The sequence below is a fragment of the Chryseobacterium nepalense genome, from assembly GCF_023195755.1.
In the GTDB taxonomy this organism is placed as follows: Bacteria; Bacteroidota; Bacteroidia; order Flavobacteriales; family Weeksellaceae; genus Chryseobacterium; species Chryseobacterium nepalense.
The window spans coordinates 2,189,826-2,203,924 of record NZ_CP096203.1; the positions used below are offsets into that span (position 1 = coordinate 2,189,826).

At 39.2% G+C, this 14,099-nt stretch carries 10 protein-coding genes, 2 tRNA genes and 2 rRNA genes; 8 read left to right on the forward strand and 6 right to left on the reverse strand.

Annotated elements, in window-relative coordinates:
• Nucleotides 1-28: 28 nt before the first annotated feature.
• A complete protein-coding gene (locus tag M0D58_RS09495; RefSeq protein WP_248388701.1) occupies nt 29-1,189 on the reverse strand; it encodes a GlmU family protein in 1,161 nt (386 codons plus the stop codon).
• Between the two features lie 157 nt (nt 1,190-1,346).
• The gene (locus tag M0D58_RS09500) at nt 1,347-1,598 is read right to left on the reverse strand and encodes a type B 50S ribosomal protein L31 (protein WP_002976190.1); all 252 of its coding nucleotides are present in this window, start codon (nt 1,596-1,598) and stop codon (nt 1,347-1,349) included.
• A gap of 227 nt (nt 1,599-1,825) precedes the next feature.
• On the opposite strand from M0D58_RS09500, the gene M0D58_RS09505 reads away from it, so the two are divergent.
• From M0D58_RS09505 to M0D58_RS09540, 8 genes are all read left to right on the forward strand, one after another.
• Nucleotides 1,826-3,235, forward strand: coding sequence for a hypothetical protein (locus M0D58_RS09505; protein WP_248388703.1), 1,410 nt, complete (start codon nt 1,826-1,828; stop codon nt 3,233-3,235).
• Between the two features lie 10 nt (nt 3,236-3,245).
• Entirely contained in the window at nt 3,246-3,437 is a 192-nt protein-coding gene (locus tag M0D58_RS09510; RefSeq protein WP_248388705.1) for a hypothetical protein, read from the forward strand.
• Entirely contained in the window at nt 3,438-3,764 is a 327-nt protein-coding gene (locus tag M0D58_RS09515; protein WP_248388707.1) for a nucleotide pyrophosphohydrolase, read from the forward strand.
• 9 nt (nt 3,765-3,773) lie between these two features.
• Complete coding sequence (locus tag M0D58_RS09520) at nt 3,774-3,953, forward strand: hypothetical protein (protein WP_248388709.1); 180 nt, start codon at nt 3,774-3,776, stop codon at nt 3,951-3,953.
• A 46-nt stretch (nt 3,954-3,999) separates the two neighbouring features.
• Complete coding sequence (locus tag M0D58_RS09525) at nt 4,000-5,079, forward strand: 3-phosphoshikimate 1-carboxyvinyltransferase (RefSeq protein ID WP_248388711.1); 1,080 nt, start codon at nt 4,000-4,002, stop codon at nt 5,077-5,079.
• On the forward strand, nt 5,076-5,873 hold the full coding sequence (locus M0D58_RS09530) for an SDR family oxidoreductase (RefSeq protein WP_248388713.1): 798 nt from the start codon (nt 5,076-5,078) through the stop codon (nt 5,871-5,873). The genes M0D58_RS09525 and M0D58_RS09530 overlap by 4 nt, the downstream gene beginning before the upstream one ends.
• Nucleotides 5,874-6,079: 206 nt before the next feature.
• Entirely contained in the window at nt 6,080-7,591 is a 1,512-nt protein-coding gene (locus tag M0D58_RS09535; protein WP_248388715.1) for a BamA/TamA family outer membrane protein, read from the forward strand.
• A gap of 72 nt (nt 7,592-7,663) precedes the next feature.
• Complete coding sequence (locus M0D58_RS09540) at nt 7,664-10,015, forward strand: phosphocholine-specific phospholipase C (protein ID WP_248388717.1); 2,352 nt, start codon at nt 7,664-7,666, stop codon at nt 10,013-10,015.
• A 430-nt stretch (nt 10,016-10,445) separates the two neighbouring features.
• Here the strand turns inward: M0D58_RS09540 and rrf are convergent.
• From rrf to M0D58_RS09560, 4 genes are all read right to left on the reverse strand, one after another.
• Nucleotides 10,446-10,553 (reverse strand): 5S ribosomal RNA (gene rrf, locus M0D58_RS09545).
• A gap of 157 nt (nt 10,554-10,710) precedes the next feature.
• Nucleotides 10,711-13,465 (reverse strand): 23S ribosomal RNA (locus tag M0D58_RS09550).
• 158 nt (nt 13,466-13,623) lie between these two features.
• Nucleotides 13,624-13,697 (reverse strand) — tRNA-Ala (locus tag M0D58_RS09555).
• Between the two features lie 80 nt (nt 13,698-13,777).
• Nucleotides 13,778-13,851, reverse strand: a tRNA-Ile gene (locus M0D58_RS09560).
• Nucleotides 13,852-14,099: the final 248 nt, after the last annotated feature.

Consider the following 14,099-nt stretch of genomic DNA (forward strand, 5'->3'; position numbering starts at 1 on the left):
AAATTTGAAGTTTCCTTTATTCATCATACTAATAATGATCAAAAATATGTTTTAAAATAGCCTTATCCTCATCTTTTAAGGCCACTTTTCTTCTTGCCATGGCACGTTCTGCAACTTCATAGGCTTTATCCAATTTAAATTTTTCATCATCTTTAAATCCGCCCCAAGAAAAATTTTCAACAAGGTTAGGCGGAAAGCCTTCTTTAAAAATATTGGATGCCACACCCACAACCGTTCCTGTATTGAGCTGTGTATTGATGGCAGTTTTAGAATGATCTCCCATAATCAGACCGGCAAACTGAAGCCCCGTATCTTCAAAAGCCTTTCTTCTGTAATTCCATAATCTTACATTTCCGTAATTATTCTTCATATTGGAAGAATTGGAATCTGCCCCGAAATTACACCATTCACCAATTACCGAATTTCCGATAAAACCATCATGCCCTTTATTGGAATACCCGAAAATAATAATATTGCTGACCTCACCTCCCACTTTGGAATACGGACCGATGGTTGTAGCTCCGTAGATTTTTGCTCCTAAATTAAATTTGGATTCCTCACACAGTGCAATCGGCCCACGCAGATGACAACCTTCCATTACTTCAGCATTCTTTCCTATATAAATCTTTCCTGTTTTCGTATTAAGAGTTGAGAATTCAATCTGTGCCCCCTCTTCAATGAAAAGATCTTTTTTATCTCCTAAAAATCCATTGGTAGAAGAAAGTTCCTGCGAGGTTTTTCCTCGGGTTAATAATTCGAAATCAAAATCTATCGCTTTCTGATTATAGGTAAAAAGATCCGATGGCTTTTTAAAGAACACAAGTTCTTCTTTAATATCCGTCATTTTCTCAATCTGGTTGAGAGAGAAACCGTCCATATTAATTTTAGCCGCAATTAATTCATCCTCATACACCAAAGCTTCTCCTTGTTTAAGGTCTTTGATTTGCTGGATGACATTTTCAGTCGGCAGGAAGTTCGTTACCAGAAAAAGACTTTCCTTCTTTTCAGGTTCAGGAAATTTTTTTTGTAAATAAGATTCCGTAAAAAAGGAGATCTCAGTATTTTCTAAAATTTTCTGCCATCTTTCGGAAAACTTGAGAATTCCGCACCGCATTTCTGCAATGGGACGGGTAAAAGTAAGCGGAAGAAAATCTTCCCAGTATTGCGCATCTGAAAATACTAATTGCATTTTGATAGAAGTTAGGGGTTAGAACCTAGAAGTTAGAGGCCGGAAGTTCTTAGATTTTATTATCTAAACTAACGCCTAATTTCTAGTTCCAACAAAATTACAATAAAAAAAGTCTCCCGAAAATCGAAAGACTTTAAAATATTGTAATGTCAAAAAATTACTTAGCGAATTTTTTGTATTTGTTCATGAACTTATCAACTCTACCTGCAGTGTCAACCAATTTCACTTTACCAGTGTAGAAAGGGTGAGAAGTTGAAGAGATTTCCATTTTGATCAAAGGATACTCTTGTCCTTCGTACTCGATCGTGTCTTTTGTTTCTGCTGTAGACTTGCAAAGAAATACTTCGTCGTTACTCATATCTTTGAAAACAACAAGTCTATAATTTTCTGGGTGGATTCCGTTTTTCATGTGTAAATTTCTTTTTTTGTTAATGTCACATGTAACCTTGCGGTTTCATAATACAATGTTAAAAATTAAAGTTTGCTTTCGAAATAGTAATGGATATTTCTCTGCTAATTTTAGGTTGCAAAAGTACAATATTTTTTTGAATTTGCAAATAAGCTGTCAATATTTTTTTCTTCATAAGAAATTTAAAGTATTTTCGTTACATTTGAAATTTATTAAACTTAATTTCGATGAAAATCAAATTACTACTGGCTTTTTCTTTCTGGATGCTTGTGATGACTGTGTCTTGTAATAAAGATGATATCAGTTTTGATGCTCCTTCACAAAAGTTGAGCTTTTCAAAAGACACGGTTTTTTGTGATACCGTTTATCATCAGGTTCGTTCGGAAACATATGCCGTAAAGGTTTATAATAATGAAGATAAAGACATCCTGATCCCGAGAATACATCTGGAAAAAGGTGCATCATCTTTATATAAAATCAATGTAGACGGAAAACCGGGATATGATTTTAAAGATGTTGCCCTGAGAAAGAAAGACAGCCTTTATATTTTCGTGGAAATTGCTCCGGAAGCAACAGGTCCTGAAGCGATTGCGGAAGACAAAATTCTTTTTGAAAGTCCTGCGGGACAGCAAAATGTTGTGCTCTTCTCCGTAGTTCAGGATGCAGAATTTTTTATCAAAAGTTCATCCAACCCCAATATCTTAACGTCTGATGCTACTTGGACCAATAATAAAGCTAAAATAATTTATGGTGACCTTACAGTTGATCAGAATGTAATCCTGAATATTCAGCCGGGAACTAAAGTTTATTTCCATAAAAACAGCGGAATGAAAGTACTCCAGGGTGCGACACTCAATATTAACGGGACGCTTACCAACAATGTCACACTTCGCGGCGACAGAAATGATCCTGCCTATGATACCATTCCTAAAAACTGGAATTCAGTTAAAATGGAGCCCGGATCTACGTTAAACATGAATTATACAAGGCTTTTCGGTGGAACAAAAGGGTTGGAAATGAAGCAGGCCAATGCTACAATCAGCAATTCATTCATCCATACTTTCCAGGAATATGGAATTTATTCCATCGGATCAACAATTACAGCAAGAAACCTGGTAATGAACAACTGCGGAGAATCTGCAATAGGGATCTTCAGAGGCGGAACCTATAATTTAACACATTGTACCATTGCCAATTATTCTGATCTTCTGCAGTCTTATAACAGAAACGGAATATTTGCTACCAATGAATGGAAAAATGAATCGAACCAGACGGAGCAGGGTGCACTGATCCTGAATGTAAGAAACAGTATCGTGTACTCAGACCGGGACAATTCAGTATTTTTTGAGCAGACTCCCGGACAGCTGTTTAATTTTACGTTTGAAAACTGTCTGCTGAAATATTCCAGTCAGTCGGAAGCAGGGTTCCTGGATACTGCGCCAAGTGTTATTCAGCTGGTGAAAAACCAGGATCCGTTGTTTGTCAATTATTTTGCAGCCCAGATGAATTTAAGAGTTAAGCAGAACTCTCCGGCAATCGGGAAAGGAAGTACAGCAGTTGCAGCAACAGTTCCTACGGATATTGCCGGATTTTCAAGAACCTCAAATCCTACTTTAGGCGCTTATCAATATCAATAAATTAAGATAAATGGATTTCAATATTGTAAAAACAGGAGCTTTCATTACATTAATTATTGTTTATGTTATGGTAAGAAAACTTTTTAAAAAGTTTGCCGACTTTACGGAAAATATAGGCAATCCTTCCCAGTATGAAGAAGAAAACGAAGCCTTAAGAACGAAAATCGTAGCTTTAGAAGAAAAGATTAATATTAAAAATTAAATGGAAATTACCAATCTGCAGCAACAAGTTGATGAATGGATCAAAACCATTGGTGTCCGTTATTTCAATGAACTTACCAATATGGCTATGTTGACAGAAGAAGTTGGCGAGGTTGCAAGAATTATTGCACGGAGATATGGCGAACAAAGTGAAAAGGAGAGCGACAAAAGTAAAGATCTTGGCGAAGAACTGGCTGATGTGTTATTTGTAACATTATGTTTAGCCAATCAAACGGGTGTCAATCTGCAGGAAGCATTCGATAAAAAAATGAAAGTAAAAACTGAGCGGGATAAAGATAGACATCAGAATAACGGGAAATTAAAATAATGCAGGAAGATGGATGATAGAAGAAGGAAGTTTAATACAGTAAATGACTTTCTGCTTCCGGCCTCCAACTTCCCTACTGAAAATAATGAAGAAGCTAAAAAAATCAGAATTAAAAGAAAATCAGACTATACAAATCAGCGGTTCGAAAAGTATTTCGAATCGTTTGTTGATTTTAGAAAGTCTGTTTAAAAATATACAAATTGGAAATCTTTCAAATTCCCAAGATACAAGTCTTTTGAAAAAGGCCTTATCGGAAAATACAGACGTGGTAGACATTCATCACGCGGGAACAGCGATGCGTTTTCTTACCTCGTATTATTCTATCCAAAATGGGAAAATAACGATTTTGACAGGTTCCAAAAGGATGAAAGAAAGACCGATCAAAAATCTGGTGACGGCTCTAAAAAGTCTAGGCGTAGAAATCGAATATATGGAAAATGAGGGATTTCCGCCTTTGAAGATTAAAGGAAGAAAAATCACTCAGCCAAAAGTTGATGTTCCGGCAAATATCTCAAGCCAGTTCATCACTTCCCTATTGTTGATTGCAGGAAAACTTGAAAACGGTTTGGAAATAAACCTGGTTGGCGAAGTCACCTCGAGGTCTTATATTGAAATGACTTTGAATATTTTAACCCGATTCGGAATTAAAAACAGCTTTATCGGAAACACAATCAAAGTTGAGCCTTTCATAAATCATCAATCATCAATCATCAATTATGAAGTAGAAAGCGACTGGAGTTCCGTTTCATATTTCTATTCTTTCGCAGCTTTGGGAAGAAAGACCATTCATCTGAAAAGCTTTTATAAAGAATCCACCCAGGGAGATTCTGCCATTGCAAAGATTTATGAAAAGTTTTTCGGAATCAAAACGATTTTCAGCGATGCAGATCATACCATCACGCTAAAACCGGATTCCGGCTTTATTCTTCCTGAAAAGATTGTCTTAGATATGAACAACTGCCCGGATATTGCGCAAACCCTTTGTGTTACAGCAGCAGCTTTAAAAATCCCTTTCGAAATTTCAGGACTTGGAACATTAAGAGTAAAAGAAACCGACAGGCTTTTAGCACTGCATAATGAATTAAAAAAATTGGGCACGGAAACTGAATTTACTGATCTTTCGATTAAATCAATCAGCTTTAATGAGCCTGAAGATAACATTTCCATTAAGACTTATCAGGATCACAGGATGGCAATGGCTTTTGCTCCTTTCTGTCTTATTGAGGAATTAGAGATTGAAGACGAAGATGTAGTAGAAAAGTCTTATCCGAAGTTTTGGGAAGATTTACAAATTATTTTAACTGAAAACTCATGAATACAAAAACAATCATCATTACCGGAACCTCTTCAGGAATAGGATTCGTGCTGGCAGAATATTTCGCGAAGAAAGGTCATAAAGTGTACGGATTAAGCCGAAAGCATACCGAAAGCAGTTATTTTACATCAATTCCAACAGATGTTACAGATAATAATGCAGTACAAGATGCCATTGCCGAAGTATTGAAAACAGAAAACAGAATTGATGTTCTGATCAACAATGCCGGAATTGGAATGGTGGGTGCTGTGGAAGATTCTTCAAAAGAAGATATTTTAAAATTATTTAATCTCAATTTGGTGGGGGCGGTTCAGATGATGAGTGCCGTACTGCCGAAGATGAGGGAAAATAAATTCGGACAGATCATCAATGTTTCCAGTATCGGAAGTGAAATGGGATTGCCTTTCCGCGGGTTTTACTCTGCATCAAAATCTGCTTTGGATAAAGTGACAGAAGCGATGAGGTATGAAGTGTATCCGTGGAATATCCATGTCTGCTCGTTGCATCTTGGGGATATTAAAACGAATATTGCTGAAAATCGGGTACGTACCAAAGTTTCGGAACCTTATAAGAATGTTTTCGATAAAGTATATGCTTTAATGAACAGCCATGTAGGAGACGGAACAGAACCTCTGGAAGTCGCGGAGTATGTAGATTTGCTTTTACAGAAAAACAAATGGAAAGCTCACTATTACTTTGGAAAATTCGGGCAGAAAATAGGAGTTCCTTTAAAGTGGATTCTTCCTCAGGGAACTTATGAAAATTTAATGAAGAAATACAATAAACTGTCCTAAAAACAGTTAAATGATTGGATGCATTGTTATTCTGAATGGAATACAATGCAGTGAAGGATTTTTGTTTTTTATTGAGGTTCCTCATTCCGTTCCATTACATTCAGAATGACAAATTGAAATTAATTTTAAAAATATTTTTTATCCTTTTTTGCGTTTTTATTCAGGCGCAGAAGAAGCCTTATTTTCTTATTGATTCGGAAACAAAAGTGAAAAAAAAGGTGAAAGATTCTGCTTCTGCCGTGAAATTTCTAGATTCATTGGCTCAGAATAACTATTTTTTCACCCAGCTGAAGGAAGTCAGAAAAAAAGGAGATACAACGGAAATTGTTTTTCATAAAGGGAAAAACTTCAATGAAACGTATGTGAAGCTCTCAGATTCTATTTCGGATAAAATAAAAGTTCAGAAAGATTTTTTCACTAAAAATTTAGATTCAACCAAAAAAAGCATCAACAAAAAGTATATTGATGACGGCTTTGCCTTCAGCAGGATAAAATCGAAATATAAAGGTCAGAAAAACGGATATCCGGTTGTAGAGCTTGACATCAATAAAAATGATAAAAGAACCATCGACGGTTTTGTAGTGAAAGGCTACACCAGTGTTCCGAAAAGGTTTATTAAAAATCTTGAAAAAGAATTTAAAGGCAAAACCTATGATGATAAAAATCTTCTGGCCATTAATAAATCTTTTCAGAGCCATCAGTTTGTCAGCCTTGAACGTCCTCCGCAGACTATGTTTACAAAAGATTCCACAAGTATTTACCTTTTCATGGAGAAGAAAAAAACCAACAGCTTCGACGGGGTAATAGGTTTCGGGAATGACAAAACAGATAAATTCACACTGAACGGAACCCTGAACGTAAATTTCAGGAACATATTTAACAGTTTTGAAACGATCAATCTTTATTGGCAGCGGAATCCGGATAAAGGGCAGACATTTGATCTCCAGACGGATGTTCCCTATCTCTTCAAATCGAATGTCGGACTGAATATGAAGGTCAATATTTTCCGTCAGGATTCTACTTTTGCCAATGTAAAAGCGCTTCCAGCGTTCTATTATCATCTGAATTCAAGAAACAAGATCGGTCTCCGGGGAACTTTTGAAAGCTCGAGTATTATTGATACGCTGTATGTTCAGGGGAAAGATTACAACAAAAAAGGAATCGGGATCTGGTTTGAAATGATAGAACCTACGGATATTGATCTTTTCCTTTACAAAACGAGAATTAATGCCGGATACGATTATCTGACGACGAGATATACCAAAGATGATATCACGTCTCCGCAAAATCAGTTTTACTTTTTCGGAGAACATAATTACCATATTAACGGGAACCATTTCCTCAACATCAAGGGCGAAGGCGCGATGATGGACTCCAGGATCGACTTTTCCGCCAACGAATTGTACCGTTTCGGAGGATGGAATTCCATGCGGGGATTCAATGAAAATTCCCTGGCCGCCGATTTTTATTATTACGGAAGTTTGGAGTACCGGTATCTCATCGGAAGCCAGGCCTTTTTTGATGTATTCGGGCAGTACGGACAGCTCAACAACAAATCCCTCAATGTGAAACCCAAACTCTATAGTGTCGGGCTTGGATTCAATTTCTTTATTCCGATCGGGTTGATGAGTTTCCAGCTTTCCAACGGTAACGAATTCGGAAATCCTTTTAAGTTTAATGATATTAAGATCCACTGGGGGATTTTGAGCAGATTTTAATTTACTCATTAGAATTATTATTAAATTAAAACGAAACCTGTTAACTTGCGGTTTCTTTCTATTACGATCCATATGAAAAGAAGAGAATTTTTGGAAAAGTCTGGAATCTTGCTGGCCGGGCTGGGAACTTCAAGTGTTCTACATCCTGCCATTCTGAAGGCTTTGATGATAGAGCCAGCGGCACAGTCTACTTTTTATGATGCGGAACATATTGTCATTCTCATGCAGGAAAACCGTTCTTTTGATCACGCATTCGGTGCTTTAAAAGGTGTAAGAGGATTTTCTGATCGCAGAGCTTTCATAAAACAGGACGGCCATTCCGTATTTTTTCAGAAAAATAATGACGGAAAGTATGCAGCACCGGCCCGCCTGGATCTAAAGAATACCAAATCCACATGGATGAGCTCTCTTCCTCACTCCTGGAACAATCAGCAACATGCGCTTAATAAAGGAAAATACGATCGCTGGCTTCAGGCCAAAGCATCTGATAATAAAAACTATAAAGACATCCCTTTGACTTTGGGATATTATAACCGGGAAGACCTCCCTTTTTACTATCAGCTGGCGGACGCTTTCACAATCTTTGACCAGTATTTTTGCTCATCACTAACAGGAACTACCCCAAACAGGCTTTTCCATTGGTCGGGAACCTTACGTGAACAAAAAAACGGAAAAGTAAAGGCTAATATTTATAATGAAAATATTGACTATGATAAAAACCATCAGGCCAAATGGAAAAGTTTTCCTGAAATACTGGAAGAGCAGAATATTTCCTGGAGAATTTATCAGAATGAAATCAGCCTTCCGAAAGGAATGTCCGGTGAGCAGGAAGCCTGGCTGAGTAATTTTACGGATAATCCTATCGAATGGTTTTCAAATTTTAATGTAAAATTTTCGAAGGGTTATTATGAGCATATTCCCAATATTATTGCCTATTTGAAAAAGGAAATTGAAAAACATCCTGATCAGAAAGACAGTTTGGAAAAAAGGATTGCCGAACTGGAGGAAGATAAAATAAAATACCCCCCGGATCAATATTCAAGTCTCTCACAGAAGGAAAGGAATCTTCACGAAAAAGCATTCACCACCAACATAAATGATCCTGATTATTGGCATCTGGAAATAGGACATGATGAAAATGGCGAAAGACTTGTAATACCGAAAGGAGACGTTTTACATCAGTTTAGGAAAGATGTTGAAAATAATAAACTTCCACTGGTATCATGGCTCATTGCGCCTGAACGCTTTTCAGATCATCCCGGATCTCCTTGGTACGGCGCGTGGTATATTTCTGAAGTGATGAATATCCTTACAAGTGATCCTGAAATCTGGAAAAAGACAATTTTCATTATCAACTACGATGAAAATGATGGCTATTTTGATCATGTTCTGCCTTTTGCACCGCCTTTAAATCCCAGTCAGCCTGTAGACCTGAATGGAACAGAGGGTGTTGAATATGTAAGCAAAAAGCAGGAGTATATGGCTTCCCCTTTAATGAAAGATTACGAAAAAGTAGAAGGAACAGTTGGTCTCGGTTACAGGGTCCCTATGATCATCGCATCCCCATGGACAAAAGGAGGATACGTAAATTCTGAAGTGTCGGATCATACTTCTGTGCTGATGTTTTTAGAAAACTTCGTCCGAAAAAAATATAAAAAAGATGTTACTGTAAACAATATCAGCGATTGGAGGAGGGCCATATGCGGAGATCTTACATCAGCGTTTAATGCTGCCAATATTAAAATTCATGAGATGAATTATCTGGATCAGAAGGAATACACTAAAACCATCAACTCCGCTAAAAATAAACCTGTTCCTGATTTGAAATGGTACCATGAGAATGAGCTTGAAGACAAAATTCTTAACATTCAGGAACGTGGAATCAAACCGTCTAATGCTCTTCCATATAATTATCTTGTCAACCTCGAGAATGGGAAAATTATCATGAAAAATCTAACCGACAGGGCTGTTCCGATTATTATTTATGACAGGACAAGATTTGAAGAAGATGATTTTTACTTTTCCTACGCACTTTATGCTAAACAGGAATTATCTCATGTTACTTCTACCGAGACTTACGGCTACGAAGTTTTTGGACCTAATGGCTTTTACAGAAACTTTAAAGGGGATCAATTCCCCGATTTGGAAATTACCCTGGTCAATGACCCATCAAAGAATCAGGTTGAAATTATGATTAAGAAAAATAAAAAAGAAAGCATCAGCCCGTATATCACTATGGAAAATCTTTACGAAAAAAGAAAAACCAAAATTCCATTAATGAAAATACAAGAAAAAATAATTGTGAATCTAGATAAAACAAAAGGTTGGTATGATTTGCAAATAATTTCGGATCATAACATTTGGTATTTTGCGGGCCGTCTGGAAAATGGTAAAACTTCTATTTCAGATCCGCACTGGAGCTGATGACAGAAATATCTTTTTCAGGAGCTATCTCTCGCTCTCCGCTCTTACTCCTCGCTCCAGAGCTTTCCAGGGCTTAAAGCCCTTCCTTCCATCCCTGCTGTGGGGTAGCCGCTGCTATCGAGGCTAGGGCAGTTGCCTATCTTTATATGAGTAATGAGTAATGAGTAATAAGCAATTGGTAATGAGTAATTGGTAATGAGTAATAAAAGCATGGATAAAATTCAAGATTGGTATTTTAAGTACGGCTTAAACTTGATACCTGAATCTTAACTTAAACCTTAACAAGTCCTAAACTTTAAACTTTAAATTCTGAACGCTGAACATTAAACCCTGAACATCCACATCTCACTTCTTACATCTTACTTCTCACTCTCTCCTAAGATATAAAAACAAAAAAACCTCACACATTGCTGTATGAGGTTTGAAAAAAAACTGGCGGCGACCTACTCTCCCGCTTTCGCAGTACCATCGGCGCTGGTGGGCTTAACTTCTGTGTTCGGAATGGGAACAGGTGAGCCCCACCGCTAAAACCACCCTAAAGGTTGTATATAGGTGTAAGGTTTTTTTTTGTTTAATGTTCAAAGTTGTTAACCTTGAATCTTAAACATTGAACCTTGAACCGTTTTTATCGGTAAATTTCATCACAAAGGCAAAACCAGTATTGCACTTATAAGGCTTGTTGTTTGTAACCAATAGGCTATAAATCTACGGGTAATTAGTACTACTCGGCTATGCTGTTACCAACTTTACACCTGTAGCCTATCAACGTGGTCATCTCCCACGACCCTTAAAAGATGTCTCATCTTGAGGCGAGTTTCACACTTATATGCTTTCAGTGTTTATCTCTTCCAAACATAGCTACTCAGCGGTGCACCTGGCGGTACAACTGATACACCAGAGGTTTGTTCAATTCGGTCCTCTCGTACTAGAATCAAGCCCTCTCAAACATCTAACGCCCGCAATAGATAGAGACCGAACTGTCTCACGACGTTCTGAACCCAGCTCGCGTGCCACTTTAATGGGCGAACAGCCCAACCCTTGGGACCTTCTCCAGCCCCAGGATGTGACGAGCCGACATCGAGGTGCCGAACCTCCCCGTCGATGTGAGCTCTTGGGGAGACTAGCCTGTTATCCCCGGAGTACCTTTTATCCTATGAGCGATGGCCCTTCCATACGGAACCACCGGATCACTATGTCCTGCTTTCGCACCTGATCGACTTGTTGGTCTCACAGTCAAGCACCCTTATGCCATTACACTCTACGCACGGTTACCAAGCGTGCTGAGGGTACCTTTGAAAGCCTCCGTTACTCTTTTGGAGGCGACCACCCCAGTCAAACTACCCACCACGCAATGTCCTTCTTTAAAGAAGTTAGGCTCCAAGTAAGTAAAGGGTGGTATTTCAACGTTGGCTCCACAAACACTAGCGTGCCTGCTTCAAAGCCTCCCACCTATCCTACACATTACTTACTCAAAGTCAATACGAAGTTATAGTAAAGGTTCACAGGGTCTTTTCGTCCCATTGCGGGTAATCGGCATCTTCACCGATACTACAATTTCACCGAGCTCGTGGCTGAGACAGTGCCCAGATCGTTACACCATTCGTGCAGGTCGGAACTTACCCGACAAGGAATTTCGCTACCTTAGGACCGTTATAGTTACGGCCGCCGTTTACTGGGGCTTCAGTCAAACGCTTCGCTTACGCTAACGCCCTTCCTTAACCTTCCAGCACCGGGCAGGTGTCAGACCCTATACAGCATCTTTCGATTTAGCAGAGTCCTGTGTTTTTGATAAACAGTCGCCTGGGCCTCTTCACTGCGGCCACCATTGCTGATGGCGTCTCTTCTTCCGAAGTTACGAGACTATTTTGCCTAGTTCCTTAGCCACGACTCACTCGAGCACCTTAGGATTCTCTCCTCGACCACCTGTGTCGGTTTTGGTACGGGTTGCTTCACTTCGGCTTTTCTTGGATCCGATTACACTACAGCAGCTTCGCCCGAAGGCTAGGCCTTGACACTTCCGTCCGTCTTTAGTAGCTACATCGAACCGTCCCCTTTTAGTGTGAGCAAGTATGGGAATATTAACCCATTGTCCATCCACTACCCCTTTCGGGTTCGCGTTAGGTCCCGACTAACCCTCAGCTGATTAGCATGGCTGAGGAAACCTTAGTCTTTCGGTGAGGGGTTTCTCGCCCCTTTATCGTTACTTATGCCTACATTTTCTTTTCTGTCCGCTCCACAATACCTCACGATACTGCTTCGGCGCAAACAGAATGCTCTCCTACCAGATATAATAAATTATAAATCCATAGCTTCGGTAATATGTTTATGCCCGATTATTATCCATGCCGGACCGCTCGACTAGTGAGCTGTTACGCACTCTTTAAATGAATGGCTGCTTCCAAGCCAACATCCTAGCTGTCAATGCAGTCCAACCGCGTTGCTTCAACTTAACATATATTTGGGGACCTTAGCTGTTGGTCTGGGTTCTTTCCCTCTCGGACATGGACCTTAGCACCCATGCCCTCACTGCCGTAGAACATTTATTAGCATTCGGAGTTTGTCAGGAATTGGTAGGCGATGAAACCCCCGCATCCAATCAGTAGCTCTACCTCTAATAAACTTATATACGACGCTGCACCTAAATGCATTTCGGAGAGTACGAGCTATCTCCCAGTTTGATTGGCCTTTCACCCCTACCCACAGGTCATCCGAAGACTTTTCAACGTCAACCGGTTCGGTCCTCCACTTTGTGTTACCAAAGCTTCAACCTGCCCATGGGTAGATCACAAGGTTTCGCGTCTAATCCTACTAACTATGCGCCCTATTCAGACTCGCTTTCGCTCCGGCTCCGGACCTTAAGTCCTTAACCTCGCTAGTAAAATTAACTCGTAGGCTCATTATGCAAAAGGCACGCCGTCACAGAATTAATCTGCTCCGACCGCTTGTAGGCGTACGGTTTCAGGTTCTATTTCACCCTTCTATTCGAAGTGCTTTTCACCTTTCCTTCACAGTACTTGTTCACTATCGGTCTTTCAGGAGTATTTAGCCTTGGAGGATGGTCCCCCCATATTCAGACAGGATTTCACGTGTCCCGCCCTACTCATTTATCATCTTAATATACCTTTCGAATACCGGGCTATCACCGTCTATGGCCGCACTTTCCAGTACGTTCTTCTAAATATATAAAGACTTTTGGGCTAATCCGCTTTCGCTCGCCACTACTTACGGAATCTCTTCGATTTCTTTTCCTCCGGGTACTTAGATGTTTCAGTTCTCCGGGTTTGCTCTCTAATAAATTAGAGTAATACATCTTCAATGTATTGGGTTGCCCCATTCGGACATCTCGGGATCAATTCGTGTGTGCCAATCCCCGAGCTTTTCGCAGCTTACCACGTCCTTCTTCGCCTCTGAAAGCCTAGGCATCCGCCATACGCCCTTAACGATTTCTTTCCTATTTTTAGGTTACTCAAGCACTTATAAGTGCTCGGTTTTCTCTTTGTGATGTCTTTACCGTTAATGTCAATGATCTTAATGTCTTCTTTTCCGACTGATGAACAGATGTTGTTTTTGGCTCCATCCGTAACTTTTAAATCAATCTTCCAAAACTGTGGAGAATAAGGGAGTCGAACCCTTGACCTCCTGCGTGCAAGGCAGGCGCTCTAGCCAGCTGAGCTAATTCCCCCTCTAGGTGTTCCGGGTTTTATGTTTTTTGTTCCGAGTTTTAACTCTAAAACTAAACTCTAAACCTTAAACTTTAATTAGTAGTCTCGGGCAGGCTCGAACTGCCGACCTCTACATTATCAGTGTAGCGCTCTAACCAGCTGAGCTACGAGACTCTGTTATGAGTAATAAGTGATCAGTAATAAGTAATATTTTCATACTGCATTACCTTCATTCATTTCTCAATCTCTTTCCCGTTACTAATTTCTAGTGGGTTTTATTTTTAATATATTTATAAGTAATAAGTAATCGGTAATGAGTAATTTTTATCTTCCTTGATTTTACACTTGGATCTTTTTACTTTTAACTTTTTACCTTCCTTATAAATCAACCAATAAAAAAACTAAAGCTTTACTTTGAAGTA